Annotated in this window: 24 protein-coding genes and 2 pseudogenes; 18 read left to right on the forward strand and 8 right to left on the reverse strand. The window is 66.4% G+C overall.

Going from position 1 to position 24840, the window contains the following annotated elements; translation table 11 throughout:
• Window positions 1–2: 2 nt before the first annotated feature.
• The 3 genes from ACSQ9A_RS33765 to ACSQ9A_RS33775 form a co-directional block, all read right to left on the reverse strand.
• Complete coding sequence (locus ACSQ9A_RS33765; protein ID WP_436307146.1) at window positions 3–596, reverse strand: phosphatase PAP2 family protein; 594 nt, start codon at window positions 594–596, stop codon at window positions 3–5.
• A gap of 81 nt (window positions 597–677) precedes the next feature.
• Window positions 678–1127: a hypothetical protein gene (locus ACSQ9A_RS33770; RefSeq protein ID WP_436307147.1), complete on the reverse strand. Its 450-nt coding sequence runs from the start codon at window positions 1125–1127 to the stop codon at window positions 678–680.
• Window positions 1128–1450: 323 nt separating this feature from the next.
• Window positions 1451–1720 carry a hypothetical protein gene (locus tag ACSQ9A_RS33775; RefSeq protein WP_436307148.1) on the reverse strand — a complete coding sequence of 90 codons (270 nt, stop codon included), beginning with the start codon at window positions 1718–1720 and terminating at the stop codon, window positions 1451–1453.
• Between the two features lie 234 nt (window positions 1721–1954).
• On the opposite strand from ACSQ9A_RS33775, the gene ACSQ9A_RS33780 reads away from it, so the two are divergent.
• The 4 genes from ACSQ9A_RS33780 to panD all read left to right on the forward strand — a co-directional run bounded on the left by ACSQ9A_RS33780 (window position 1955) and on the right by panD (window position 3526).
• Window positions 1955–2179 carry a hypothetical protein gene (locus ACSQ9A_RS33780; RefSeq protein ID WP_436307149.1) on the forward strand — a complete coding sequence of 75 codons (225 nt, stop codon included), beginning with the start codon at window positions 1955–1957 and terminating at the stop codon, window positions 2177–2179.
• 109 nt (window positions 2180–2288) lie between these two features.
• Complete coding sequence (locus ACSQ9A_RS33785; protein WP_436307150.1) at window positions 2289–2618, forward strand: hypothetical protein; 330 nt, start codon at window positions 2289–2291, stop codon at window positions 2616–2618.
• A gap of 121 nt (window positions 2619–2739) precedes the next feature.
• Window positions 2740–2952, forward strand: coding sequence for a hypothetical protein (locus ACSQ9A_RS33790; RefSeq protein WP_436307151.1), 213 nt, complete (start codon window positions 2740–2742; stop codon window positions 2950–2952).
• 172 nt (window positions 2953–3124) lie between these two features.
• Complete coding sequence (panD, locus tag ACSQ9A_RS33795) at window positions 3125–3526, forward strand: aspartate 1-decarboxylase (RefSeq protein WP_436296930.1); 402 nt, start codon at window positions 3125–3127, stop codon at window positions 3524–3526.
• Window positions 3527–4577: 1051 nt separating this feature from the next.
• Here panD and ACSQ9A_RS33800 read toward each other — a convergent pair.
• A complete protein-coding gene (locus tag ACSQ9A_RS33800) occupies window positions 4578–5888 on the reverse strand; it encodes an IS1380 family transposase (protein ID WP_436304863.1) in 1311 nt (436 codons plus the stop codon).
• A gap of 293 nt (window positions 5889–6181) precedes the next feature.
• Between ACSQ9A_RS33800 and ACSQ9A_RS33805 the strand changes: the two are divergent.
• Window positions 6182–6820 (forward strand): annotated as a pseudogene (locus tag ACSQ9A_RS33805) (substrate binding domain-containing protein); the annotation flags it as partial.
• Window positions 6821–6837: 17 nt separating this feature from the next.
• Here the strand turns inward: ACSQ9A_RS33805 and ACSQ9A_RS33810 are convergent.
• Window positions 6838–7806 (reverse strand): LysR family transcriptional regulator, encoded by a 969-nt coding sequence (locus ACSQ9A_RS33810; RefSeq protein WP_436307152.1) that lies wholly within the window; start codon window positions 7804–7806, stop codon window positions 6838–6840.
• An 81-nt stretch (window positions 7807–7887) separates the two neighbouring features.
• Here ACSQ9A_RS33810 and ACSQ9A_RS33815 point away from each other — a divergent pair, with 81 nt between their 5' ends.
• The 13 genes and pseudogenes from ACSQ9A_RS33815 to ACSQ9A_RS33875 form a co-directional block, all read left to right on the forward strand.
• A complete protein-coding gene (locus tag ACSQ9A_RS33815) occupies window positions 7888–8757 on the forward strand; it encodes a VOC family protein (RefSeq protein ID WP_436307153.1) in 870 nt (289 codons plus the stop codon).
• Between the two features lie 11 nt (window positions 8758–8768).
• Window positions 8769–9467: a class II aldolase/adducin family protein gene (locus ACSQ9A_RS33820; protein ID WP_436307154.1), complete on the forward strand. Its 699-nt coding sequence runs from the start codon at window positions 8769–8771 to the stop codon at window positions 9465–9467.
• Window positions 9464–10933, forward strand: coding sequence for a 2-hydroxymuconic semialdehyde dehydrogenase (locus tag ACSQ9A_RS33825; RefSeq protein ID WP_436307155.1), 1470 nt, complete (start codon window positions 9464–9466; stop codon window positions 10931–10933). Before ACSQ9A_RS33820 ends, ACSQ9A_RS33825 begins: the two co-directional genes overlap by 4 nt.
• Window positions 10930–11724: a 2-keto-4-pentenoate hydratase gene (locus tag ACSQ9A_RS33830; RefSeq protein WP_436307156.1), complete on the forward strand. Its 795-nt coding sequence runs from the start codon at window positions 10930–10932 to the stop codon at window positions 11722–11724. The genes ACSQ9A_RS33825 and ACSQ9A_RS33830 overlap by 4 nt, the downstream gene beginning before the upstream one ends.
• Window positions 11721–12494 (forward strand): 2-keto-4-pentenoate hydratase, encoded by a 774-nt coding sequence (locus tag ACSQ9A_RS33835; protein WP_436307157.1) that lies wholly within the window; start codon window positions 11721–11723, stop codon window positions 12492–12494. The genes ACSQ9A_RS33830 and ACSQ9A_RS33835 overlap by 4 nt, the downstream gene beginning before the upstream one ends.
• Before the next feature lie 7 nt (window positions 12495–12501).
• Window positions 12502–12708 carry a 2-hydroxymuconate tautomerase gene (locus tag ACSQ9A_RS33840; protein ID WP_093111107.1) on the forward strand — a complete coding sequence of 69 codons (207 nt, stop codon included), beginning with the start codon at window positions 12502–12504 and terminating at the stop codon, window positions 12706–12708.
• Window positions 12701–13654, forward strand: a complete 954-nt coding sequence (locus tag ACSQ9A_RS33845) for an acetaldehyde dehydrogenase (acetylating) (protein WP_436307158.1) — start codon at window positions 12701–12703, stop codon at window positions 13652–13654. The genes ACSQ9A_RS33840 and ACSQ9A_RS33845 overlap by 8 nt, the downstream gene beginning before the upstream one ends.
• Before the next feature lie 11 nt (window positions 13655–13665).
• Complete coding sequence (gene dmpG, locus ACSQ9A_RS33850; protein WP_436307159.1) at window positions 13666–14733, forward strand: 4-hydroxy-2-oxovalerate aldolase; 1068 nt, start codon at window positions 13666–13668, stop codon at window positions 14731–14733.
• 67 nt (window positions 14734–14800) lie between these two features.
• Entirely contained in the window at window positions 14801–15820 is a 1020-nt protein-coding gene (locus ACSQ9A_RS33855) for a Bug family tripartite tricarboxylate transporter substrate binding protein (RefSeq protein WP_436307160.1), read from the forward strand.
• 124 nt (window positions 15821–15944) lie between these two features.
• Window positions 15945–16856 carry a helix-turn-helix transcriptional regulator gene (locus ACSQ9A_RS33860; RefSeq protein WP_436307161.1) on the forward strand — a complete coding sequence of 304 codons (912 nt, stop codon included), beginning with the start codon at window positions 15945–15947 and terminating at the stop codon, window positions 16854–16856.
• 146 nt (window positions 16857–17002) lie between these two features.
• Window positions 17003–17989 (forward strand): Bug family tripartite tricarboxylate transporter substrate binding protein, encoded by a 987-nt coding sequence (locus ACSQ9A_RS33865; RefSeq protein ID WP_436307162.1) that lies wholly within the window; start codon window positions 17003–17005, stop codon window positions 17987–17989.
• Between the two features lie 2 nt (window positions 17990–17991).
• Window positions 17992–20037, forward strand: coding sequence for an acetoacetate--CoA ligase (locus tag ACSQ9A_RS33870; protein WP_436307163.1), 2046 nt, complete (start codon window positions 17992–17994; stop codon window positions 20035–20037).
• A 327-nt stretch (window positions 20038–20364) separates the two neighbouring features.
• Window positions 20365–20835: pseudogene (locus tag ACSQ9A_RS33875) on the forward strand (aminotransferase class I/II-fold pyridoxal phosphate-dependent enzyme); the annotation flags it as partial.
• A gap of 99 nt (window positions 20836–20934) precedes the next feature.
• On the opposite strand, the gene ACSQ9A_RS33880 reads toward ACSQ9A_RS33875, so the two are convergent.
• The 3 genes from ACSQ9A_RS33880 to ACSQ9A_RS33890 are packed head-to-tail and all read right to left on the reverse strand — an operon-like array spanning window position 20935 to window position 24813.
• Window positions 20935–22125: a lipid-transfer protein gene (locus tag ACSQ9A_RS33880; protein WP_436307164.1), complete on the reverse strand. Its 1191-nt coding sequence runs from the start codon at window positions 22123–22125 to the stop codon at window positions 20935–20937.
• Entirely contained in the window at window positions 22122–23672 is a 1551-nt protein-coding gene (locus ACSQ9A_RS33885; RefSeq protein ID WP_436307165.1) for an AMP-binding protein, read from the reverse strand. Before ACSQ9A_RS33885 ends, ACSQ9A_RS33880 begins: the two co-directional genes overlap by 4 nt.
• 7 nt (window positions 23673–23679) lie before the next feature.
• Complete coding sequence (locus ACSQ9A_RS33890; protein ID WP_436307166.1) at window positions 23680–24813, reverse strand: DUF5938 domain-containing protein; 1134 nt, start codon at window positions 24811–24813, stop codon at window positions 23680–23682.
• Window positions 24814–24840 lie beyond the last annotated feature (27 nt).

The following is a 24840-nucleotide window of genomic DNA, read 5'->3' on the forward strand; positions in this document are numbered from 1 at the left end:
TCTCAGACGAGCGGCTGGTCGGCCTTGGAGGCCGGCGCCCGCGCGTGCAGATCGTCGCGCGCGATCCTCGGCGCGACATGGCGCCGCCAGAGCCGCTGGACCCCGACGAAGACGCCCGCCATCACGACGGCCAGCAAGAGCCCGGCCACGATGTCGGCCGGGAAATGAACCCCGACGTAGACACGTGCCCAGCCGGTGATCGCGGCCACGGCCGCCATGCCGATGCCCAGGTCACGAAGCCGGGGACGCAGCAGAAACATCAGCGCGACCGTGAACATCACCGCAGCGTGGGCGCTCGGCAGCGACCCGCGTGCGCCATGGGAGATGTAGGCCGGGCTCAATCCCAGCATGAAAGGACGCGGCAGATTCAGCGACGCAGCGATGGCGTGCGCGATCACCGCGGTGGCCGCCGCAAAGGCCAGCGTCGCCATCACGTAGCCGCGTTCCGACGGCCGCCGCCAGGCGGCCCATCCCATGAGGGCCATGCCGGCCCAGGCCCCGCCGAGCGCGATGGCCGACGCCAGGGGCAGGAGCCACGAACTGGGCTCGTAGCCTGCAGCCATCCATTGAAACAGAGCGAAATTCAGCGCCTTCATACGAGCTCCCGCAATCGGCGAAACAAGAAGCGGCTGTGCGACGACGCACAGCCGAACGCACGGCGCCGCGCGGCGTCGCTCTCAGCTCGCAAGGGGAGGCGCAGTCTCCGGCGGCCTTCTCAGCCAGAGCGTGGTGGGCGGGGGCGCACCGCTGACGTTGGGCACCGGTTCGGGAACGAGGCGCTGGGCCGGTTCGACGACCAGGACCGCGGCCACCGTCAAGGGCAACAGGAGGAGCAGCCGCGCTCTCAGGTTGTTGATGCCATGGTGCAGCGCATCCGGCAGATCGATGTTCGCCGCCGAGGACACGAACAGCGTGGTCTCCCGGTCGGTCGGATGGTCCGGGCGGTTGTCCGGTTCGAATTGCGTCGACGCGCTCACGCTGCGGATGCGGAATCCGGGCTCGTCCTCCCACCCGTCGTGGCGAAAGTGAACGGCGATGAAAGGCTGGATCGCAGCGAGCAGAACCGCTAGAAGACACCATCCCACGCGGCGTGTCGCAACGAAATGACGAGAGCGCGTGATCGGCATGGCGCCACTCTAGGGGGCGCTTGTGAAAGCAAGCTGAACGCTATCTTCAGCTTTGTGTTCCCGCACCGCAGACCTGATGCGCGCGGGTGTTATTGAGAGCAAGCTCGCTGAGCTAGGGCGCGATGCGCAACGTGCTGAGCGCACTGGTAAGTGAGTGCGTCACGGGCGATCGCCCGTGCCCGATCATTCGCACCTTGGCGGCGGACTGATCGCAAGGCGAGCAGGCGATCGTCTGGTAGCGAGGCGTGATCGCCCGTCACGCTCGTGTCAATTCATGCGGAGAAGATCCACCACCCATTCAGCTAAACCAACGCTGATTCGGCCTACGGTTCCGCGGCTCCAGCGTCACCCCGCATGATCCCGGCCATCCACTCCCCAATGAACGCCCTCCCTTCTTCCTCAAGGACGACGATCGCTGCGGCCTGGTCATGCTGCTGGCCCGCCAAGGCGATGCGGCACTGATGGGTTTGGCCTTGGTACAGGTCCGCATGGCCAGCGACGAAGCCGTCCGCCTCAAGCTTGGTCAAATAAACTCGGACGGACCATCCCTCGTGATCGAAGCGCTTCACTTCGAACTCACCATCGGCGTCCACAGCAGCTCCCGGGGATTGCGAACGCCGCCGACCGGCCGCGAATGGTCATATTAAGCCCTTTGACCTACAACGCCGTCAACAGGGGTAGCGGGTTCAGCTCCAACGGCAGCCCCTTGGCTTCGTGGCATTCAGGTGCGGTCGTCCCGCCAAGGGTTGAAGCCGCGTCGATGTGTTCGTCCCGGGCAGCCGCAGGTCGTCGCCGGCGGCGCTCCTCTGCACCGTTAGGATCGACGCATGACCGACTCTCAAGATCTATTCGCCCGCTCGCCGTCTCTGCTTCGCATGCCGTCCTGGCTCGGCCCGGGGGTGCATGAGGAACGTGAACTCCCGTTTGAGCCTGGCGAGTACGAGATCACGCCCGGGGAACGCTGGACCGTCAGCGCTCTGAAAACTGGAGAGACGGTGTATTCGGGCATCGGGCCGGTCGAGGTCCTCCGCGCCGTTCCTCAGTCCCAATAGCCCACTGCGACGCTGAGTGTGGGCGGCGTGCCACACATAAAGAGCTTTGAGCTGCAATGTGCGAAATTGCGCAGCGCGTTCTGCTGCGCAGATCCCACAATTTCTGCTCATGAACAGTCCTCGCTTGCCCCTCTGGTATCGCCACGCCTGGTGGTTGCCGGGCACCGTCACTGCGCTGGCGGTCGTCCTGGTGGCCGCTCTGGTGGCCGCGACGCAGAGGCCAGCCGAACATGGCGTCATGCTGTTCGTAGCGATCTTGTGTGCGCTCCCGTGGTCCCTGGCTCTTCTTCTCCTTGATTTCGGGCAAGGATTCGCGGATCGCGCCGCAGTGATCGTTTCCTTGGGCCTGACTGCGAACACGGCGCTGATCTGGGGCTCAACCGCCCTCCTCCTCGCTCGTTTCCGTCATCGGCAGGGCCTCGAGCTCATCAAAGCCTAGCCCCATCGACAGGACGAGGTCGACGCCTCAGCCCACGCGGCTTTCGGCCTCGTTGCCCTTCTCGCCGACGGGCACGGTCATGTCCGCTTCATGCCGGGCGCCTCTCGACCCAGTGCGTCTCATGCCCAAAGAACATGTTTCCCGTTGGCGCGGCGTGATCGAGCTTGTCTCTGTTGTGCGGCATCTAAGTGGTCACGTTTCGTCGGGAGATACCTTGTCGGACCAGCACAGCCTGATCTCGTACAACACGCGCAATGTCTTGTGCGACACGATGCTCCTCGGTGCAGAAGATGATGAAGAGGGGGAACGCCCGGTTACGAACTGGGGACAGTGACATCAGCCATCGTCTTACAAAAAGACGCACGTAAATATAAGAGAAGAGCGATGCGCTGCTCACCGCCTCGCTTGTGTTCGGCTTACCTGGACGCAGCGCCGACCATCCTGGTGCCGCCCGCCGCGTGACGCCAGTTCAGCCCCATCCTTTTCGCAGAGAAAGATCTCCCACCATGTTCCGTACCCTGCTCAAGTCCAAGATCCACCGCGCCACCGTCACCGATTGCGAGCTTCACTACGAGGGCTCCTGCGCCATCGACGAAGACCTGCTGGAGGCCGCCAACCTGGCGGAGAACGAGCAGATCCATGTCTGGAACATCAACAACGGCGAGCGCTTCGTGACTTACGCGATCCGCGGCCAGCGCGGCAGCGGCATCATCTCGCTCAACGGCTCGGCCGCGCGCCGCGCCTCGCTGGGCGACCTGGTCATCATCGCCGCCTTCGGCCTGGTGCCCGAGGAGCAGGTGCGTGGCCACCGGCCCAAGCTGGTGTTCGTGGACGAAGCCAATTTCATCAAGGAAGAGCGCGCCCACATCCCGGTGCAGGCCGCCGACGGCGAAGCGTTCGCGGCCTGAGCGCGGATTCCGCGGCGTCCGGCCGCTCCCGCTTCCGCGACGCCATCCCCCTGCACGAGCTGTGTGGGCTAGAGGGCAAGGCTTCGAATACCGCGTTGCGACTGGATACCGCTCGCCAATAGGGCTCAGGAGCCGGCAGCGGCGGTGTCGATGAACCTCAGCAGATCATGGAGCCCCGGCCCGAACTCCTGCGTGTCGACTCCCGCAAGGAGGACCAGATCACCAGGTGCCAGATCCATGTCGTCCCCACGAATCGTCCTCACAGGGAGCTTTCCATCCAGTGCGTCGGACTCCCCGGCACACAACACGACGATCGCGCATTCGTGGGGCGCGTTTCGGCCCATGGCCAGGTCGCCACGTCGAAATGGCCGCCGCTCACCCTCCCTGCGGAAACGAAGTCTGGGTAGCGCCATCTTGGTTGGGGAGGGATGGGTTGGGGTCATGTACGTTCTTTGGGGTCAAGTGCAGCCGAAGTCTCGGCTGCATTCAAGCGAATGGGAATCCGCCAAAGGTCGCGCTCCAGACGGTCCGCAAGTTCGGAGGCGCAGCTACCAGAACCTCCAGAACGGCCGCCTTTCGAGCTTGCGCTCAAGCGGCATCTGCGACGAGGTTTCGCGCATGCGCCGTCGCACCTCCACTTCGAACTCGTGCGCGGGCCCATGAGCGTAGCGATCCCCTCGGAGGGCAAGTAGCCGTAGTCGGCGTGCTCGCTCAATCAGCGCGTCATCACTGAGGACACCAGGCTCGGTCATGGCTCAATTCTGCCGATTTTGAACCGGGGCGCCCGCCTCGAGGTGCTACTTCCCGAGGAGAACTTCACACCGACCGGGAGACTCAAGGTCGGACTATTCCGTTCTACAACACCTTTGGCAGGCCTAGCCCGGATATTTCACCAGCAGGCCGATGTGCCGTCGACCGAGCCTGCTGAGGGCCATTGAGCGTGGTCTTGCGTGCAGTGTGAGCTACTGGATGGAGTGGCGGCTGTTTTTGGGCACACGACCCCCTTACCCCCGTTGTTTGTCAGCGTGCCGGGGACAGCACTGGATGGATTTCAGGGGGCGAGGGCCTGCGCTGCGCTCAGGAAGACGCTGCGCAGCGGGTGGTGCGAAGCCAGCAGTACCCGCACACGGCGCGTGTTGCGCACGATGGCCGCGCCGATCTTCAGCAGGCGCACGCGGATCGTGGCCGCGGCGGCGCGTTCCAGCTCGGTGTCCTTGAGAGCGAACTCGCGCAGCCGTTGCATCAGCGTGTAGGCCAATGCGGCCAGCAGCAAGCGCAGCTGGTTGGCCGCGAAGCGGTGGCAACTTGCCCGCGTGCCAAACAGATCGAGCTGAGCCTCCTTGATGCGGTTCTCGGCCTCGCCGCGGGCGCAGTACAGCCGCTCATACAGCTGTATGGCATCGCCCTGAAGATCGGTCACCACGAAGCGCGGGTTGTTGCCCTGGCTGCCGTGCTCCAGGCGCGTGATCACGCGCCGTTCGATGTCCCAGCTGTCGGCCGCGTAGACGAACTCGTCGATCAACCGCTGCTTGGCGCCGGTGCGCGCGTACTCGTCGGCGAGCATCGCCTCGGCGTACTGCACGGTCGCCTCCAGCCGCGCGTTGCGCGCCAGCCCGATGATGTAGTTCACGCCCGAGCGCTCGCACCAGCGCAGCAATCTCTGGCGACAGAAGCCCGAGTCACCGCGCACGATGATCCGCGCGTCGGGCCACGCCTGGCGCAGCCGCTGCACCAGCAGCTTGATCACCGCCGCGGCGTTCTTGGCGCCATCGATGCGGCTGCGCCGCAAGACGCATGCGAGCATGGCTTGGCCGCAGAACACGTACAGCGGCAGATAGCAGTGGTGGTCGTAGTAGGCATGGAACTCGCAGCGCTCCTGGTCGCCGTGCAAGGGCACATCCGAGGCGTCGATGTCCAGCACCAGTTCTTCGGGCGGGCTCTTGTGGCTGGCGATGAACTGCTCGATGAGCACGCCATGCAGCGCCACTGCCTGCGCTCGCGTGGCCCCGGTCTCCAAGCGGCTGAGCGTGGGCGAACTCGCCAGCGCATCGACCCGGCCCACAGCGGTCTGCATCAGCAGATCGTCTCTCAAGGTGTCGTGGTCGTTGAGGTCTTCGTAGCCGCAGCACAAGCCGTAGATGCGTTGGGCGAGCAGGTCGCGCAGGCTGTGCGTGATGCGTGCCGGATCGCGTGCATCACTGAGCACGGCCGCAGCCGCTCGGCTCAGACCGATACGTTCGTCAACGCGACGCAGCAGCAAGACCCCGCCGTCCGAACCGATGTCCCCGCCCTCGAAGTTGGCCTCGATGACCCGCCGACCCACACGCCCCAAATCAATCGTCCCATCGGTACACTTTGGCATCGGCAGTCCTCGGTTGAAATTGGCGTCAGATACCAATGTCAACGCGCTCCGGCACGAGGCTGCCGACCCTCTACTGGTGAAATTTCCGGGCTAGCCAGGATGCGCGACAGGTCCAGGATGCGCACGCCCGCGAGGGCCGCCGGCTCGAAGCCGTTCACGACAGCTTCCCGACGCCGGCGGACACGAAGTTGCTCGCCCCCCTGCCTCTCGCTGATGGTTGCATCCGGTCTTGCCTACCGATCCCATCTGGCTGAAATGTCAGGACCCCAACCCCACCGCATCCGGGGGCGTGCGGCCTGTTGCGCGCGTCGCTGCCGGTGGACTTCGCCACGATCTACATGGCGCCGCTGATCGCGGAGTTTGCTCGCCGCTACCCCGGGATCACCTTCGATTTCGACCTCACCCCCCGGCGAGTGGACCTGGTCACCGAACCCTTCGATGTGGCCATCCGCATGGGCGAATCAGCGAACTCGAACCTGATCGCCCGTCTGCTTGCGCGCCTGCCGGTGCAGGCCTATGCCTCGCCGCGCTACCTCGAACTCTCGGGCGAGCCAACGCAGCCCGCCGACCTGGCGCAGCACGAGTGCCTGGGCTTTCCCAAGGCAGGCAAGTGGACACTGCATCGTGAAGCAGAAACCGTCGAGGTCGAAGTCGGGGGGCGGTTTCATGTCAACAGCGTCGGCATGTTCCGGCGCTTGGCGACGCTGGATCTGGGCGTGATATTGCTGCCTGAGGAGATCGCCGCCGAGGACCTGGCAACTGGTCGGCTGCGCCGGATACTGCCTGACTGGGAGGGTAAATCGATACCGGTCTATGCCCTGACCGAAACTCGCTTGCTGCCGGCGAAGACGCAGCGCTTTATCGAGTTTTTTCAGGAGCGTTTGGGGCAGCAAGCTCGCCCGACCGAATCCAAGCAGAAGAAGAGCCAATAGTCGCGGGTCGTCGCCGCCTACGCCTCGGTCTCGAACGGCACCCTCAGGGAGTCGAACAGGGTGATGAACACGCTGCGCAGCCACTCGCTGCCGGGGTCGCGATGGAATCTTTGATGCCACGTCATCGAGACATCGAAAGCCGGGAACTGTACCGGCGGCTCCACGAGCTGCAGCTGCATATGGGGAGCGACCACCGCCCCCAGGTTGCTGGGCACCGCGCCAATCATGTCGGTGCTCGCGACGATGGGCCCTACGCACAGGAAGCTGTGGACTCTCAATGCCACCCTTGCCTTGACGCGGCTCCCTGACAGCACCTTCTCCACGGCGGCGGCGTGCTGCATTCCTTCGGGGCCCGCCACCACATGCGCCAGTTCCCGTAGCTGGTCGCGGCGCAGCTTGCCCTTGACGCCGGGGTGATCCTTGCGGGCCACGTACACGAACCGTTCGCGAAACAGGCGGCGCTGGTGCATCTGCTTGCCCAGGTCACTGAGATAGCCCACCGCGAGATCGATCTGCCCCGACGCCAACCCGTCGAACAGCTCGCCCTGGCTCGGCGAAACGACCTCGATGATGACCTGCGGGGCCACCTCGGCCAAGTGCCGCATCAGGCGTGGAAGAAACAGTCGCTCGCCGATGTCGCTCATGGAGACCCTGAACGTGCGTGCCTCCTCGGCTTGACTGAAGGTAGGCCGGTGGACGGTGGAGCGGAGGATCTCGAGCGCCGAGCTCACGGGAGACACCAGCGAGTCGGCAAAGGGCGTCGGCACGACGCCGCGCTGTTGCCGGACGAACAACGCATCCCCATACATCTCCCGAAGCCGCCCAAGGCCCCGGCTGACCGCCGGCTGGCTCAGGCCGAGCTGTGACCCGGCCGCGGTCAGGTTACGCGTGCGATAGACCGTCTCGAAGAGTTCGAGCAGGTTGAGATCGACCTGCCGCGACAGGAGACGGGAGGGGTGGCCTGCCTTGATATGTGTCGATGACATATCACGAATTCTATTTTTTCATTTCCGGAATGTCATCGATTTTTCTAAAGTGCCGGCAGCCCCAGAAAAAGGAGACATGCCGTGATCAACCTGCTCGATATTCGTTACGTGCGCCTCGGAACCCGGCAGCGTGACCAGGCGGATCTCTTTGCGCGCGAGATGCTCGGCCTGGAGCGCGCAAGGCAGGAGGCGGGCGCCTCGTACTTCCGCAGCGACAGTCGCGATCACACCCTGGTGTACTTCGACGGCGACCCGGCGGACCACACGGTGGGCTTCGAGTTGCGCACTGCCGATGAACTGGACGCGGCCGCTGCGGAACTCAGCAACGCCGGCGTCGAGGTTCGCCACGGTTGCGCGGACGAATGCGAACAACGCCACGTGCGCAGCTTCATCCACTTCAGGGACCCCACCGGCAACAAGATCGATCTCGTGCTCGGCCCCCACCATAGCGGGCGCCGCTACTTTCCGTCGCGTGATGCCGGCATCACGGGCTTCAGCCATGTCGGGCTGTGCACGACCGACGCCCAGCGCGACGAGCGCTTCTGGACCCAGGTGCTCGGCGCGCGCGTGAGCGACCGCATCGGCGATGCGCCACTGCTGCGGATCGACGAGGTGCATCACAAGGTGGCCATGTTCCCGACGACCCGCTCGGGCGTGCAGCACGTCAACCACCAGGTCGAAAGCGTGGACGACATCATGCGCGCCTGGTACATGCTCCAGAAGAAGGGGGTCAAGATCGCCTTCGGTCCGGGTCGCCACCCGACCTCCGGCGCGCGCTTCCTCTACTTCTTCGGGCCGGACGGAATGATCTTCGAGTACTCCACCGGCGTGCGCTTGATCACCGCCGAAGAGGAGCTGACCTACCAGCCGCGGCAGTTTCCTCGCGGAAACGAATCGTTCTGCATGTGGGGGGCCGTACCCGACATCGCCGAGTTTCGCGAGCCCGCCTGAGGGGCACCACCTTGAACGCCGCTCCAGCCGTTCAGCGCGAACTGCGCATTGCTGCCCGCGCGTTGGCGCGTCATGGCCTGGCACACGCCTATGGCCACTGCAGCGTCCGCCTCGACGTGGGCAACTTCCTGGTCTGTGCCTCGCGGCCGATGGGCCTGATTGGCCCTGGCGAGCCGGGCACCGTCGTGCCTGTGACCGGGGCGTTGCCGGCAGGCGTGCTGGGCGAGGTTCGTTTGCACCAGCAGATCTATCAACGCCACGCCCACGTTCACGCCGTGACCCGCACGATGCCGCCCTTGCTCATGGCGCTTGGCACCGCGCGGCGCACACCCCGGACTCGCCATGGGATGGGCGCCTACTTTGGTGCCGGTGCGGCCTTGTGGGACGACCCGCAACTCGTGCGGGACGACGAACGGGCCGCAGCGGTGATCGACGCGATGGGAAGCGCCAACGCGATCGTGATGCGCGGCAATGGCGTGCTGGTCGCGAGCGACTCGCTCGCCAAGGCGGTGGTGCTGACCTGGTATCTCGAGGATGCAGCGCGGATCGAGCTTGCCGTGCTGGCGGCCGGCTTGCAGGACGAATCGGTCGTGCTCGATGCGCCAGAGCGTGAACGGCGGGCCACCGATGCCGGCGGCATTTTCGAACGAATGTGGGAGTACCTGAGCGCAGGAGACCCAGAGATCAACTTCCAGGAGGCACAACCGTGATTCTCAATTTCATCAACGGCGAATACCGCGAGGGGCGCGGCGGCCGGACCTTCGACGACATCAACCCCGTCGACGGCTCGTTCATCGACAAGGTCAGCGAGGCCGGGCGCGAGGACGTGGACGACGCGGTGCGCGCAGCGCGCGAGGCGCTCCATGGCCCTTGGGGCTCCCTCAAGCTCGCGCAACGCTGCGACCTGCTGTATGCGCTTGCCGCAGAGATCGATCGCCGTGCGGAGGACTTCCTTGCCGCTGAAGTGGCAGACACCGGCAAGCCGCGCTCGCTGGCATCGCATCTCGACATCCCGCGCGGCGCGGCGAACTTCCGCGTGTTTGCGGATGTGGTGCGCAATGTGCCGACGGAGAGCTTTGCCAGCCATGCGCCGGATGGCAAGCCCGCGTTGAACTATGCATCGAGGCGGCCAAAGGGCGTCGTGGCCGTGGTGTGCCCGTGGAACCTGCCGCTGCTGCTGATGACGTGGAAGGTCGGGCCCGCGCTGGCGTGCGGCAACACCGTCGTCGTCAAGCCCTCGGAGGAAACGCCGGCCACGGCGGCGCTGTTGGGTGAAGTCATGAACGCCGTGGGCATCCCCAGGGGGGTCTACAACGTGGTGCATGGGTTCGGCCCGGACTCTGCCGGCGAATATCTCACCACGCATCCGGACATCGATGCGGTCACGTTCACGGGCGAGACGCGCACGGGTGCCGCCATCATGCGGGCGGCTGCAGAAGGCATCAAGCCGGTGTCGATGGAACTCGGTGGCAAGAACGCCGCGGTGGTGTTCGAGGATGCGGACCTGGACGTGACCATCGCCGGGCTGACCCGCTCGGTCTTCGAGAACTCGGGCCAGGTCTGCCTCGGCACCGAGCGGGTGTACGTGCAGCGCCCGGTTTTCGACGCCGTCGTGCAGCGGCTGGCTGCCGCGGCGGCGCGCCTGAAGCCGGGCCGGCCCGACGATCCCGAAGCCAATTTCGGGCCCCTTGTCTCGGCCGAGCACCAGGCCAAGGTCCTCGGCTACTACGCCTTGGCGAGGGATGAGGGCGCTTCGGTCGTCCATGGCGGCGGGGTGCCGAAGGTGCCGCCTGCGCTCAAGGGTGGCGCCTGGATCGAGCCGACGGTGTGGACGGGCTTGCCGCACGGCTCGCGTGTGGCCAGCGAAGAGATCTTCGGCCCCTGCTGCTGCGTCATCCCGTTCGATCGTGAATCCGAGGCACTTCAGATGGCGAACGACACGCGATACGGCCTGGCCGCTTCGGTCTACACGCAGGACGTCGACCGGGCACATCGCTTCGCCAACGCCTTGAAGGTGGGCGTCGTGTGGGTCAACACATGGTTCCTGCGCGACCTGCGCACGGCCTTCGGTGGCTCCGGTGCTTCGGGCATCGGCCGCGAGGGAGGCGTTCACTCGCTTGAGTTCTATACCGAGCTGAGCAATGTTTGCATCAAGTTCAACGGAGCGCCGCAATGACAACGCGTGACATCGAAGTGGCAGCAGATTCGCTGTGGAGCGCCGCCTCCGGCGGCAAGGCGATCGCGCCTTTGCGGGAGACCTTCCCCGGGTTCGGCCCGCAAGAGGCCTACGCCGTCCAGGAGATCAACACGCAGCGCAAACTGCAAGGTGGCGGACGGCTCGTCGGCCGGAAGATCGGCCTCACGGCGAAGGCGGTGCAGAAGCAGCTCGGCGTGGACCAGCCCGACTACGGCATGCTGTTCGCCGACATGGCGATCGCGGATGGCGAGCCGGTGCGCTGGTCCAGGTTGATGCAACCCAAGGTCGAGGCAGAAGTTGCGCTGGTCATGGAGCACGACTTGCTCGAACCCGGCATCTCGATGGCGCAGATGCTGCGCGGCGTTGCGTTCGCGCTGCCTGCGATCGAGATCGTGGGGAGCCGCATTGCCGAATGGAACATCCGGTTCGTCGACACGGTGGCAGACAACGCCTCCAGTGGTTTGTTCGTGCTCGGCAATACCCCGGTTCCTCTGGACGACCTGGACCTGCGCCTGGCTGGCATGGTCATGGAGCGCAAAGGCGAGCAGGTCAGCCTGGGCGCGGGCGCTGCGTGCCTAGGGCATCCGCTCAATGCGGCCCTGTGGCTGGCCAACAAGATGGCCGAGCTGGGCCGCGGCCTGAAGGCCGGCGACGTGGTGCTCACCGGCGCACTGGGGCCGATGGTTCCCGTCAACCCCGGGGATGTGTTCGAAGCCCGCATCCAGGGCCTCGGATCGGTGCGCGCAGTGTTCGAGGAGCAACAGCAATGAGCCAGCAACGAATCGCAGCTTTGGCGCAGCGGGTAGACGATGCCGCACGCCATGCAAAACCCATCTCGCAGTTCGGGCAGGAGGAAGAGCTCAGCGTCGAGGACGCCTATGAGATTCAGCGCGCTTCAATTGCGCAGCGGCTCGCACGCGGCGAGCGGCGCACCGGCATGAAGATGGGCTTCACCAGCCGCGCGAAGATGGTCCAGATGGGCGTGCACGACATGATCTGGGGACGCCTGACCGATGCAATGGCCGAAGAGGATGGCGGCCAGGTGGCACTGAGCCGGTTCGTTCATCCACGCGTCGAGCCCGAGGTGGCCTTCCTGCTCGGCAAGCCGCTGCCCGCGGGCGCAAGCCTCGCACAGGCGCTCGATGCCGTGGTCGCGATCGCACCGGCGCTCGAGATCATCGACTCCCGCTTCGAGAACTTCCGCTTCTCGCTGGAGGACGTCATTGCCGACAACGCGTCGTCGTCGGGATACGTGATCGGTCCCTGGTGCGACCCGCGACAGGACTTCAGCAACCTGGGCCTCATCCTGTCGATCGACGGTGCGCCGCGCCAGGTCGGGAGCACCGCGGGGATTCTTGGCAATCCACTGCGCTCCCTCGTTGCCGCCGCGCGTCTGAGCGCAGGAGCGGACGAGCCGCTGGAGCCGGGGTGGCTGGTGATGGCCGGCGGCGCCACCGCTGCCGAAGCCCTCAAGCCCGGCCAGCATATTGCGCTCGAGATGCAAGGTCTCGGCCGCGTCGAATTCAACACCACCGAATGAGGCGAACATGCCATTGATCCAGGTCACCCTGATAGAGGGCCGCAGTGCAGAGGCGAAGACCGCCCTCATCCGCGGGCTCACCGATGCTGCTGTCGAAGCCACCGCAGCCCCGCGCGAATCCATTCGCGTGATCCTGCAGGAAGTGCCGGCCGCGCATTGGGGCGTCGGTGGCGTTCCCAAGGGCGTTGCCGCCAAGGAGGCACACCGTGGCTGATCGCAAGCTGAAGGCTGCCATCATCGGCAGCGGCAACATCGGCACGGATCTGATGATCAAGATCCTGCGCCACGGCCGCCACATCGAAATGGGTGCCATGGTCGGCATCGACGCCGCCTCCGATGGCCTGGCGCGTGCCGCGCGCCTGGGCGTGGCCACCACCCATGAGGGCGTGGAAGGCCTCTCGCGCCTGCCGGTGTTCGCGGACATCGACATCGTCTTCGACGCGACCTCGGCCGGTGCGCACGTCAGGAACGATGCCTTCCTGCGTGAACTCAAGTCGGAGATTCGCCTGGTGGACCTCACGCCCGCGGCGATCGGCCCGTACTGCGTTCCTGTGGTGAACGGCCAAGCGCACCTGGACGCGCCAAACGTCAACATGGTCACCTGCGGCGGCCAGGCCACCATTCCGATGGTGGCGGCCGTCTCGCGCGTGGCCAAGGTTCACTACGGCGAGATCGTCGCCAGCATTTCCAGCAAGAGCGCCGGCCCCGGCACACGAGCCAACATCGACGAGTTCACCGAGACCACGTCGAAGGCCATCGAGGTGGTAGGCGGCGCGGCCAGGGGCAAGGCCATCATCGTGATGAACCCGGCCGAGCCGCCGCTGATCATGCGCGACACGGTCTACACGCTCAGCGAGTTCGCCGACGAGGACCTGATCGCCGAGTCGGTCGAGCGCATGGCCGCCGACGTGCAGGCTTACGTGCCGGGGTACCGCCTCAAGCAGAAAGTGCAGTTCGACCGCATCGAGGCCGAGCACCCGATCCGCATCCCCGGCGTTGGCGTGCGCATGCACGGCCTGAAGACCTCCATCTTCCTGGAGGTGGAAGGCGCTGCGCACTACCTGCCGGCCTACGCGGGCAACCTCGACATCATGACCAGCGCTGCGCTGCGCACCGCCGAATCGATGGCGGAGCGGATGCTCGCCGCGGTGGTCGCCTGAAGGAGGCCGCAATGAGCCACGACGTTAGCAAGAAGATCTACATCTCCGACGTGACGCTGCGCGACGGCAGCCATGCCATTCGCCACCAGTACAGCGTGGAGCAGGCCAGGCAGATCGCCAAGGCGCTCGACGAGGCCAAGGTCGACTCCATCGAGGTCGCCCATGGCGACGGCCTGCAAGGCGGCAGTTTCAATTACGGCTTCGGCGCTCACACCGACCTCGAGTGGATCGAAGCGGTGGCCAGCGTGACCAAGCACGCCAAGATCGCAACGCTGCTGCTGCCGGGCATCGGCACCGTGCACGATCTCAAGGCGGCCTATGACGCGGGCGCGCGCATCGTTCGCGTGGCCACGCATTGCACCGAGGCCGACATCTCGAAGCAGCACATCGAGTACGCGCGCCACCTCGGCATGGAGGCCGTGGGCTTCCTGATGATGAGCCACATGACCACGCCGCAGGCGCTGGCGCAGCAGGCCAAGCTGATGGAGAGCTACGGGGCGACCTGCTGCTACGTGGTGGACTCCGGTGGCGCGCTGAGCATGAACGACGTGCGCGACCGGTTCCGCGCGTTCAAGGAGGTGCTGAAGCCCGAGACACAGACGGGCATGCACGCGCACCACAACCTGAGCCTGGGCGTGGCCAACAGCATCGTCGCGGTGGAAGAGGGCTGCGACCGCGTGGATGCCAGCCTGGCGGGCATGGGCGCCGGCGCGGGCAATGCGCCCCTGGAGGTGTTCATTGCCGCAGCCGCGCGCCTGGGGTGGAACCACGGCACGGACCTGTACAAGCTGATGGACGCGGCCGACGACATCGTGCGCCCGCTGCAGGACCGACCGGTGCGTGTGGACCGCGAGACCCTGGCGCTGGGCTATGCCGGCGTGTACTCGAGCTTCCTGCGGCATTCGGAAGTTGCCGCCAAGAAGTACGGCCTGAAGACCGTCGACATCCTGGTCGAACTGGGACGGCGTCGCATGGTGGGCGGTCAGGAAGACATGATCGTCGACGTGGCGCTCGACCTGCTGAAGGGTATGGAGCACGAGCGCATCCACCAGCAGCCCAGCATGAGTGAGGCTGGTTGAGGCTTCGACCGTTCGCGCATTGCCACAGCTGCTGGCAATTTTTCAAAGAAATAACAAGGAGACTTCCATGGATCGAATGAACCTTCGCCGATCGCTTCTCGCACTCGCACTCGCACTCGCACTCGCACTCGCACTCGCAGTGTCGATGGTCGCAGTGATACCCGAGGCGCAGGCGCAGTCCGCTGCCGCGAAGTGGCCGAGTCAGCCGGTGCGCTTCGTGGTCCCATTCCCGGCCGGTTCTGCGCCCGACGTGCTGATCCGCTTCGTCGGCGCCAAGCTCACCCAGAAGTGGGGCCAATCGGTGGTGGTCGACAACAAGCCGGGCGGCAGCGGGGTGATCGGCATGAACACACTCCTGACCGGGCCGACCGATGGCACCACCTTCGGCTTCGTCCAGGGCTCGGCCATCTCTGTCGCGCCCAGCACCATCAAGGGCGTGAGCTACGACTTCAACCGCGACTTCGTGCCGGTCACCCTGGCGGCCGTGGCGCCCTTCGTGCTCGCCGTTCCGGGCGACTCGCCCTACAAGACGCTCGGCGAGTTCATTGCTGCCGCAAAGGCCAAGCCACAGGGCATCGAGGTGGCCGACAACGGCCGCGGCACCGCGCCGCACCTTGCTTCGGCGCTGCTGGGCCTGCAGTCGGGCGCGCAGTTCCTTGAAGTGCACTACCCGGGTGGCGCCCAGGCCATGCAGGCCACGCTCGGTGGCCAGACCAAGATGATGGTCGAGACCTACAACGTTGTCGCAGGCAACGTTCAGGCCGGCAAGTTGCGGATTCTGGCGTCGCTGAGCGACCGCGTCGAACCCGGCCTCGAGCAGCTGCCCTTGGCCACTTCGACGGTGCCGGGCGCCGTGGCCTTCGGCTGGTTCGCGGTGATCGCGAAGAAGGGCGTGGATCCTGCCATCCTCGCCAAGCTCAACAAGGACATGGGCGAAGCGCTGCTGCTGCCCGATGTGGTCGCCAAGTCGCGCGAGCTGGGGACCTATCCGCGGCCCGGCACGCCCGACCAGCTTGCCAAGTACATCGAAGACGATCGCAGGACCTGGCAAGGCGTGCTCGACAAACTCAACATCAAGCCGGAATAGCAGCGTCGCGCCGGCTTGGCTGCAAGCTGCCTTGTTTCGGTGAGACTCGCCAAGCGCGAGGCTCCGAATCGCAATCCGCCAGAATCGGGTCTACGCGCGCTGCCCGAAACCTGGAGACACGTCGATGAACGAGATTGCCGCCGGTTCGCGCCATCTGCCCGGCTTCGATGCTGCGCGTTGGTCCGCGGTCGAATCTTCGCTGGTGGATGAGCCGTGGCAGGCGGCTCCTCACCAGGTTCACCGCTCGAGCGACGGCCGCACGTGGCGCGGCCTCTTCGTGTGGCACCAGATCGGACCCGCGGGAGACCTGTACGTCCCGCCGCTCAGCAGTCACAGCATCCTGCTGCGGCGCTCGACCCCGACAGCGCTGCTGCAGCGACACGGGTCGCAAGTCGGTACCGGCCCGTGGCGGCCTGGCGACGCGCTGCTGGTGCCGGCCGGACGGCCCAGCTTCTGGCGCAGCCCGGCGACACGAGACAACATCCACATCAACCTCGACCCCGCCTGGCTGCAGCGCGCGTCGGGTGGCCAGGTCCGGCTGCGAAGCTGCTTCGGCCGGCGCGACCCGGTGCTGGCCTCGTTCGCACAAACGCTGCTCGCCTCGCTGGACAGCAACACCTCGCTGCGGCCGATGTTCGCGGAACATATGGCGCTGGCCATTGCGGTGCACTTGCTCGAACACTATGCCGACCCGGGGCCCGCTTGCGGCCCGGCGCTCAGTCGGCGACAGTCGGACACGCTGGTCGACGCAGTTGCAGCGGGACTGGACGAGAGTTGGCCGTTGGCTCGACTGGCTGGCTTGGCGGGCCTGAGCCCCTTCCATTTCGCGCGAGCCTTCAAGGCCTCGTTCGGCGCCACGCCGCATGAGTACGTCTGCGCGCGGCGGATGGAAGCCGCTGCGCGGCTGATCCGCAGCACGCGCAAGCCCCTGGCCGAGATCGCCCAGGCCACGGGCTACCGCTCGGCCGCGCACTTCGCGCAGTCCTTCAAGCGACACTGGGGCGTGACGCCAACGGCCTACCGCCAAGGCGCCTGACGGAATCGCGGGCCGCCTGGGACTTACCCTCAAAACCGCAAGATTCCGACAAGGACGGCAAGAACCGGTCGACTCCCCGGTCTCCAATCGGCGGCGCGCCACAGAGCGCCAAGCCTCGACCGACTGGAAACCATGGAGACAACGATATGACCACCCGCCGCGGATTCACTTCGCAATTGGGCGCCCTGGCCGCGATGGGCGCCACCGGCTTGCCATTCGCTGCCCTGGCGCAGCAGCATCCTGACGTGGTGCGCCTGCTGGTCGGCTTTCCGCCCGGCGGAAGCACCGACAACGTGGCGCGCCGGCTGGCCGACAAGCTGCGCGACACCTACGCGCCCACGGTCGTCGTCGACAACAAGCCAGGCGCGGGCTCGCAGATCGCGGTGACTGCCCTCAAGGCCAGTCCACCGGACGGGGCGACCTTGCTGCTGTCGCCGCCGGCCCCGTTCTCGGTCTATCCGTTCACCTACAAGAAGCTGCCGTATGCGCCGGAGGACGTGCAGCCCGTGTCGCTGGTGTGCACCTTCTCCTTCGCCTTCGCGGTCGGTCCCGCGGTGCCGGCCGGCGTGAAGACGTTGAAGGATTTCCTGGCCTGGGCCAAGGCCGAACCGGCGAAGGCCACCTTCGGCTCGCCCGCCTCGGGCTCGACACCGCATCTGATCGGCAGCCTGCTCGCACACATGGCCGGCGTGGAGATGACCCACGTGGCCTATCGAGGCGACGCGCCCGGGCTGCAGGATCTGCTGGGCGGCCAGGTCGCGGCCTACTCGACCGTGCTGGGCAGCTTCCTGCCGCACCTGAAGTCGGACCGCCTGCGCGTACTGGCGGTCTCGGGCGCCACGCGCAACGCCTTCGTGCCCGAACTGCCCACCTATCGCGAGCAGGGCTATGCGATCGACCTGACCGAGTGGTTCGGCATCTTCGTGCCCGCCAGGACGCCCGCGCCCCAGGTGCAGCGTGCCGCCGGGCTTATCCAGGCGGCCGTTGCCCAGCCCGACTTTGCCCGCGGCCTGGCGGACTTCGGCATGACGGCCAAGTCGTCCACGCCGCAGGCGCTGGCCGAACGCCTGCGCGCCGAGACGGATGAATGGCGCGCCCACATCAAGCGCATCGGCTTCACGGCCGAGTCCTGAACATGCGCAAGTTGGACAACGAAGCCGCACTTGCGGCGGACGATGCCCCGCTGTGGGCGCCCTCGGCGGAGCGCCGGCGGCGAGCCCTGGTGACCCGGTTCGGTGATTGGCTGGCGCGCGAGCGTGGCCTCGTCTTCGACAGCTACGAGACACTCTGGCAATGGTCGGTCAGCGACGCCGAAGGCTTCTGGTCGGCCGTGCTGGCCTTCTTCGACCTGCCGCTGCGCACCCCCCCGATGCGCATGCTCGGCGCCGACACGATGCCGGGTGCCGAGTGGTTCCCGGGCGCGCGCCTGAACCTGGTCGATCAGGTCTTCCGCCATGCCGGTCTTGACTCGCCCGCCATCGTCTTCGAAAGCGAAGCGGCAGGCGCCGGATCGCTGAGCTGGGCCGATCTTCAGCGCCAGGTGGCCTCGATGGCGCAGGCGCTGCAGGAACTCGGCGTCGGTCCGGGCGACCGGGTCGTGGGCTACCTGCCCAACATCCCGCAGGCCGTGGTCGCCTTCCTCGCTGCCGCCAGCCTGGGGGCCGTCTGGTCACTGTGCGCGCCCGACATGGGCGCGGTCAGCGTCGTCGACCGCTTCCGCCAGATCGAGCCCAAGGTGCTCGTCGCGGTCGACGGCTACCGCCACGGCGGCAAGCCATTCAATCGGCGCGATGTGCTGGACGGCATCCTGGCGGGCCTGCCGACGGTGAGTGGCATCGTCTGGGTTCCGCACCTCGATCCCTCGGCCCCACTGCCGGCGGCGGCCGCGCAGCGCGCCGTCGTGAGCTGGCAGACGGCGGTGTCGCAGGACGCGGTGCCGGCACCGCTGCCCCTGGCCGCCGATCATCCGCTGTGGATCCTGTATTCCTCGGGCACGACCGGCTTGCCCAAGGCTATCGTGCACGGGCACGGCGGCGTGCTGGCCAACGGCATGGTCAACATGGTGCTGCACAACGACCTGCACCCCGGAGATCGCGTGCTGTGGGCGGTCAACACCTCGTGGATGGTCTGGAACGCGCACATCCTCGGCCTGCTGGGTGGCGCCACGCTGGTGCTGTATGACGGCGCGGTCACCGGCGCCGGCGTCGAACCGGACTGGACCCATCTGTGGAGGTTGGCAGGGCGCCTGGGGGTGAATGTCCTCGGGGTCGGCGCGGCGATCCACCACGCGTGCCTGAAGGCCGGCGTCGTGCCGCGCGAGGTCGCGGACCTGGGTGCGCTGCACACCGTGTGTTCGACCGGCTCGCCGCTTTCGCCCGAGGCCTACCGCTGGCTCTATGAAGCGGTGAAGGCCGACATCTGGCTCAACACGGTCAGCGGCGGCACGGACATCGCCGGCGGCTTTCTGGTCGGCCTGCCGACCTTGCCGGTCTATCTGGGCGAGATGCAGTGCCGCACGCTCGGCGCCAGCGTGCATGCCTGGAACGACGCGGGCCAGCCGGTGATGGATGAGGTGGGCGAGCTGGTCTGCACGCGGCCGTTGCCATCGATGCCTTTGCATTTCTGGGGCGACGCGGGCAACGAGCGCTACACCGAGAGCTACTTCGGCAGCTTCCAGGACGCGCAGGGCCGCGAGGTCTGGCGCCACGGCGACTGGCTCCGGCTGGTGCCCCGGCGCGACGCCGTCGGCGGCGTGATCTACGGGCGATCGGACGCCACCATCAACCGCCAGGGCGTGCGCATGGGCACGGCAGAGCTGTACCGCGTCGTGGAAGCTCTGGACGAGGTGCTCGACAGTCTGGTGGTCGACCTCGAGTACCTCGGCCGCGAGTCCTACATGGCCTTGTTCGTGCAGCTGCGCCCTGGCACAAGGCTCGACGAGGCGCTCGACCAGCGCATCCGCCAGGCGCTGCGCACAGGCCTGTCGGCGCGCCATGTTCCGAATGAGATCTTCGCCGTCGACGGCATTCCAAGGACCATCAGCGGCAAGAAGCTCGAGCTGCCGATCAAGAAGCTGCTGCTGGGTCATCCGCTGGATGCGGTGGTGAAGCGCGATGCCTTGGCACAGCCGCACCTGATCGACTGGTTCGTGGACTTTGCGAAGGCGCCGAGATTCCGATAGGCGCATCGCTTGACGCGGAGCGGTCAAGGCGTCGCGCCGCCGTCCGCCGCGAACTGCTGGACGATGAAATCGCGCAGCCATTTGTTCGCCGGGTCGCGGTGGTAGCGGTCGTGCCAGTACAGCGCGACCTCGAACTCGGGCAAGGACAGCGGGTGCGGGCATCGGCTGGCGCCGCGTAGAAAACCCCCAGATCGACCGCGAGGTCTCGCTCGTGCGACGCGCGGGCGTTTCGCTCTCCGGCGCAAGGCTTCGTCGTCGCGCCGCGGGCAGCGCAGCAACCAACATCGAACAAGCGGGCTCGACGCAAGGTGCGCTAGAACGCGTAGGCTTTCCAAGCGCGTAGCCACCGGGCTGCGCTTCGGATTCGTCGCTGCACCCGCGCAGTGGGTGCCTGCCATGGAGCGAACGATCAGGGCTTCCATCTGGAACACCCTCGGCGTGATGACGGCGATCGCCTGCGGCTGGCTCGACGATGGTACGGTCACCCGGCTGGAGGCAGAGAAACGCCACGATGCGAGGATTCGGCAATCCATGGCCAGCGAAGTGCTTGCCAGGCTCCGATGCGTTCGCCATCCGGCTTCCCATTTTCTCTGGCTTCTGCTGGCAGAAGAGGTTCGAGCCGACCAGATAGCGATGGCGCTCATGCGCGAGCACGTAGCGGTGTCGACTGCCGAACCGTTTGCGACGTCTGTCCACGTGCCCCATGCGATCCGCTTGTCACTCGGGTCTGTAGCTCTGGACACTCTCCAGGAAGCGCTGGAAAAAGTGAAGCAGGTGATTGGCACCTACTCGTACTGAGGCCGCCAGTACATGCTGGTCAACATCAGCACTCGGAAGATGCCGATCCGTCAACACGCGTGCCGCACGAAGGTCTGCCAGCCCATCACGCCAGCTCTATCACGGGGGTGACCGTGACCGATACAGTGTCACCACGCAAGCGCCCCCGAGGCCCAGATTGTGCTGCAAGGCAATACGAGCGCGGGGCACTTGACGCTGTTCTGCGCTGCCTCGCAGCTGATGGGTCAGCTCGAAGCATTGCGCCAGGCCGGTCGCACCCAGCGGATGGCCTTTGGACAACAGGCCGCCGGACGGATTCGTCACGACCCGGCCCCCGTAGCTGTTGTCGCCCGCGGCGATGAATGCCGCGGCCCCGCCCTCGGCACACAGACCCAGCGCTTCGTAGCTGATCAACTCGTTCTGTGCGAAACAGTCGTGCAGCTCGACCACGTCGAGGTCTTCGGGGCCGATGCCGGCCTGCTCGTAGACACTGCGCGCCGCTGCTCGGCTCATGCCGTAGCCGACGAGGTTCATCATGTCGTGGCTCTCGAGCGAGTCGGGCCGGTCGGTCGTCATCGCCTGCGCGGCGATGAACACATCGGTGCGCAAGCCGTGCGACTTCGCGTACTTCTCCGAGACCAGCACCGCAGCCGCCGCGCCGCAGGTCGGCGGACACGCCATCAGGCGCGTCAGCACGCCGGGCCACAGCATCGGTGCATCCATCACATCGTCGACCGACAACTCCTTGCGCAGCAGCGCGAGCGGGTTGCGCGCCGCGTGGCGGCTGGCCTTCGCGCGCACTTGGGCGAAGGCCTCGAGCGGCGTGCCGTACTTCTGCATGTGGGCGAGCCCCGCGCCGCCGAAATAGCGCAGCGCGAGCGGCAGCTCGGGCATGCCGACTAGCGCCTCGGCCTCGCGGTCGAAGTCCTCGAACGGGCTGGGCCTGTCGTTGAACACGGTGCCAAGCGCACCCGGGCTCATCTGCTCGAAGCCGAGCGCCAGCACGCACTCGGCCGCACCGCTCTCTATCGCCTGGCGCGCGAGGAACAGAGCGGTCGAGCCGGTCGAGCAGTTGTTGTTGACGTTGAAGATCGGGATGCCGGTCATGCCCAGTGCGTAGACCGCCTTCTGGCCGCTGGTCGAGTCGCCGTAGACGTAGCCGACGTAGGCCTGCTGCAGCGCCTCGAAGACGATGCCGGCGTCGGCCAGCGCGAGCCGGCCGGCCTTCGCGGCCATCACGTCGTACGGATCGCTGCCTCCCGGCTTCGCGAACGGAATCATCCCGACACCCGCGACGAACGCCTTGCTCATCGAGCCGCCTCGGTCAAGCGTTTGAGCATCTCGGTGCGGATGTCCTTCTTCAAAACCTTCCCGACCTTGGAGCGCGGCAGGTCGGGCCAGATGTCGACAAGCTTGGGCGCCTTGACGCTGCCGATGCGTGCCTTCACGAACGCGACGAGTTCGTCGGGCCGCACGCTGCGCCCGGCGTGCAGCTGCACGACCGCGACGACCTTCTCACCCCACTTGTCGTCAGGCAGGCCGATCACCGCGCTGTCCTGCACGTCAGGGTGCCGCATCAGCGCTTGCTCGACCTCGACCGAATAGACGTTGAAGCCGCCGGTGATGATCATGTCCTTCGCGCGGTCGACGATGTAGAGAAAGCCATCGTCGTCAATGCGGCCGATGTCGCCGGTGTGGTGCCAGCCGAAGCGCCCGGCTTCGGCGGTCGCGGCCGCGTCCTTGTAGTAGCCCATCATCACCAGCGAGCTGCGGATCACGATCTCGCCGGTCTCGCCGCGCGGCAGCAGCGCTCCTTCGCTGTTCATCGTCGCCACCTGCACCAGCGGCCCGGGCCGGCCGGCGGACGCCAGGCGTTGCTTGGCTACCGAACCGTTGGCGTTGAAGTGCTCGCGCGGCGCCATCATCGAGATCATCATCGGCGCCTCGGTCTGGCCGAAGAGCTGCGCCATCACAGGGCCGATCTTCGTCAGCGCGTCATCGAGTCGCGCGGGGGAAATCGGCGCAGCACCGTACCAGAAGCACTGCAGCGAATCGCGCTTCGTCTGCGCGAGCTGCGGATGTTCGAGCAGCATGTAGATCAGCGTCGGCGGCAGGAAGGTGTGGGTGATGCGGTGGCGCTCGATCAGCGCGAGAAACTCGCCGAGGTCAGGCTTGGGCATGATGATGACGCGCCCGCCGAGCGCCATCACCGGCAGGCAAAGCACGCCGGCCGCGTGCGTCAGCGGCGCGAGCGCCAGGTACGAGGGCCGGCCGTCGAACGGGTAGCCCATCAGCGTCAGCGCGCTCATGGTCTCGAGGTTGCGGCCCGACAGCATCACGCCTTTGGGTGCGCCGGTGGTGCCACCGGTTCCGGCGATCATCGCGAGGTCGTCGATGGGCGGGATGTCGATGGCCGCGTCGCTGACGCCTTGCAGCCATTGCGCCAGCGACGGCGCGAACGCGCAGGGCTGGTCGATGCAGACGAGCACGCGAAGCTTGGACAAGTCGACACGCATCTGCTCGACCATCGGCGCGTAGGCGCTGTGGAAGATCAGCGCCGCGCAATCGAAGGCATCGAGCACGAAACGGTTCTCGGCCGCCTCGTTGCGCGGGTTCACCGGGCACCACACGGCCGCCGCGCGCGAGATGCCGAAGACGCAGGCGAAGGCGGTCGCGTCGTTGCTCGACAGCACCGCGACCTTGTCGCCGGCGGCAATGCCGGAGCGCTGCAGGCCGTGCGCAACGCGGTGGCTGATGCGCTGCACGTTGCCGTACGACAGATCCGCCGTGCCCATCGTCAGGCACGGCGAGTCCTCGCCCAGCATCGCCCCTTTGTCGAGGTAGTCGATCAAACGCATTGCAACGTCAGGTGTGCACTGTCAGAACAGGCGCCTGCACCAGGCCGAAACTGCGCAAGGCCCCGAGCAGCTCGTGGTGACCGAAGGCCTGGCAGCCCGACGCGAAGCCCACGCGCTTCGGCACTTGCTGCAGCAGCGAGGCCGCCGCGAAGGCCTGCAGCATGCCGGTCTGCTTGTAGTTGCAGTTGCCGAAGATGACACAGTGCGCGCGCGCCAGCGGGCCCGAGGCATGCACCGAGTCGACGGACTTGTTGATGCGCGGGTTCTCGCGCGGCGGCATCGTGTTCATCACACCGGCGGCCGTCTTCGCCAACGCGGCGTAGCGATCGTCGGCGTTCATGTCTTCGGTGGCCTTCAACGCGGCGGCCACGATCTGCGGCACGCCCAGCATCAGCGGCTTGTTGAACACGCCGCCCAGCACCTTGACGTTGGACACGCGCGGGTCTTTCTTGAACCACACCGGGTGCGAGGTCCCGCCCCAGGGCAGCGCGAGTGCGGCCTCGTGCTGGCCCGGGATCGTCAGGCTGTACAGGCCTGCATCGCCTTGATGCTCGACGTACTGGTTCTGCTCGAGGTAGTAGGCCTTGGCCATCGCCGCATTGACAAGGATCGTCTGCGTCGACGCGATCGTCGGGCTGCCGCCCCAGAAAACCGCGATGTCCAGCGTGTCCAGGCCCGGCGTCTCGAGACACAGCTGCGCGGCGATCTCGCCGGTGGTGTACATCTGCGCCAGGCCCGGCGACAGCAGCAGGCCGGCGGCAGCAAACCTCGCGCCGTACTCCTGGTCCAGCGTGATCAGCCAGTCCTGCTCGCCGGTCGTGTCGGTGTAGTGGCACTTGGCGGCCAGACAGGCCTCGACGACCTCGGGGCCGAACTTGGCGAACGGGCCCACGGTGTTCAGCACGACCGAGGCCCCCTTGAACAGCTGGGTCAGCGCCTCGACGGTGTGGATCACCTCGACCACTTCGTAGCTCGCGGTCTCGATGCCGGCGACGTTGGACTTCATCGCGGCCTGGATCTTGTCGGCACTGCGACCGGCGGCGATGAACGGAATGCCGTACTCGCGCAGGTACTCGCACACAAGCCGTCCGGTGTAGCCGGAGGCGCCGTAGACCACGACGGGTTTCTTGGGCTTGCTCATGATTGTCTCGCTCCTGGTTGGTTGGTC

The sequence above is a fragment of the Variovorax sp. LjRoot290 genome (genome assembly GCF_964253985.1).
Taxonomy (GTDB): Bacteria; Pseudomonadota; Gammaproteobacteria; order Burkholderiales; family Burkholderiaceae_C; genus Variovorax.

Excerpts from the sequence above, each read along its gene's own strand:
- ACSQ9A_RS33880 (WP_436307164.1), bottom strand. The coding sequence starts at position 22,125 with ATGAGCAAGGCGTTCGTCGCGGGTGTCGGGATGATTCCGTTCGCGAAG.
- ACSQ9A_RS33865 (WP_436307162.1), top strand. The coding sequence starts at position 17,003 with ATGACCACCCGCCGCGGATTCACTTCGCAATTGGGCGCCCTGGCCGCG.
- ACSQ9A_RS33770 (WP_436307147.1), bottom strand. The coding sequence starts at position 1,127 with ATGCCGATCACGCGCTCTCGTCATTTCGTTGCGACACGCCGCGTGGGA.
- ACSQ9A_RS33830 (WP_436307156.1), top strand. The coding sequence starts at position 10,930 with ATGACAACGCGTGACATCGAAGTGGCAGCAGATTCGCTGTGGAGCGCC.
- ACSQ9A_RS33870 (WP_436307163.1), top strand. The coding sequence starts at position 17,992 with ATGCGCAAGTTGGACAACGAAGCCGCACTTGCGGCGGACGATGCCCCG.
- ACSQ9A_RS33840 (WP_093111107.1), top strand. The coding sequence starts at position 12,502 with ATGCCATTGATCCAGGTCACCCTGATAGAGGGCCGCAGTGCAGAGGCG.
- ACSQ9A_RS33835 (WP_436307157.1), top strand. The coding sequence starts at position 11,721 with ATGAGCCAGCAACGAATCGCAGCTTTGGCGCAGCGGGTAGACGATGCC.
- ACSQ9A_RS33810 (WP_436307152.1), bottom strand. The coding sequence starts at position 7,806 with ATGTCATCGACACATATCAAGGCAGGCCACCCCTCCCGTCTCCTGTCG.
- dmpG (WP_436307159.1), top strand. The coding sequence starts at position 13,666 with ATGAGCCACGACGTTAGCAAGAAGATCTACATCTCCGACGTGACGCTG.
- ACSQ9A_RS33800 (WP_436304863.1), bottom strand. The coding sequence starts at position 5,888 with ATGCCAAAGTGTACCGATGGGACGATTGATTTGGGGCGTGTGGGTCGG.
- ACSQ9A_RS33780 (WP_436307149.1), top strand. The coding sequence starts at position 1,955 with ATGACCGACTCTCAAGATCTATTCGCCCGCTCGCCGTCTCTGCTTCGC.
- ACSQ9A_RS33785 (WP_436307150.1), top strand. The coding sequence starts at position 2,289 with ATGAACAGTCCTCGCTTGCCCCTCTGGTATCGCCACGCCTGGTGGTTG.
- ACSQ9A_RS33855 (WP_436307160.1), top strand. The coding sequence starts at position 14,801 with ATGGATCGAATGAACCTTCGCCGATCGCTTCTCGCACTCGCACTCGCA.
- ACSQ9A_RS33765 (WP_436307146.1), bottom strand. The coding sequence starts at position 596 with ATGAAGGCGCTGAATTTCGCTCTGTTTCAATGGATGGCTGCAGGCTAC.
- ACSQ9A_RS33890 (WP_436307166.1), bottom strand. The coding sequence starts at position 24,813 with ATGAGCAAGCCCAAGAAACCCGTCGTGGTCTACGGCGCCTCCGGCTAC.
- panD (WP_436296930.1), top strand. The coding sequence starts at position 3,125 with ATGTTCCGTACCCTGCTCAAGTCCAAGATCCACCGCGCCACCGTCACC.
- ACSQ9A_RS33860 (WP_436307161.1), top strand. The coding sequence starts at position 15,945 with ATGAACGAGATTGCCGCCGGTTCGCGCCATCTGCCCGGCTTCGATGCT.
- ACSQ9A_RS33790 (WP_436307151.1), top strand. The coding sequence starts at position 2,740 with ATGCCCAAAGAACATGTTTCCCGTTGGCGCGGCGTGATCGAGCTTGTC.
- ACSQ9A_RS33885 (WP_436307165.1), bottom strand. The coding sequence starts at position 23,672 with ATGCGTTTGATCGACTACCTCGACAAAGGGGCGATGCTGGGCGAGGAC.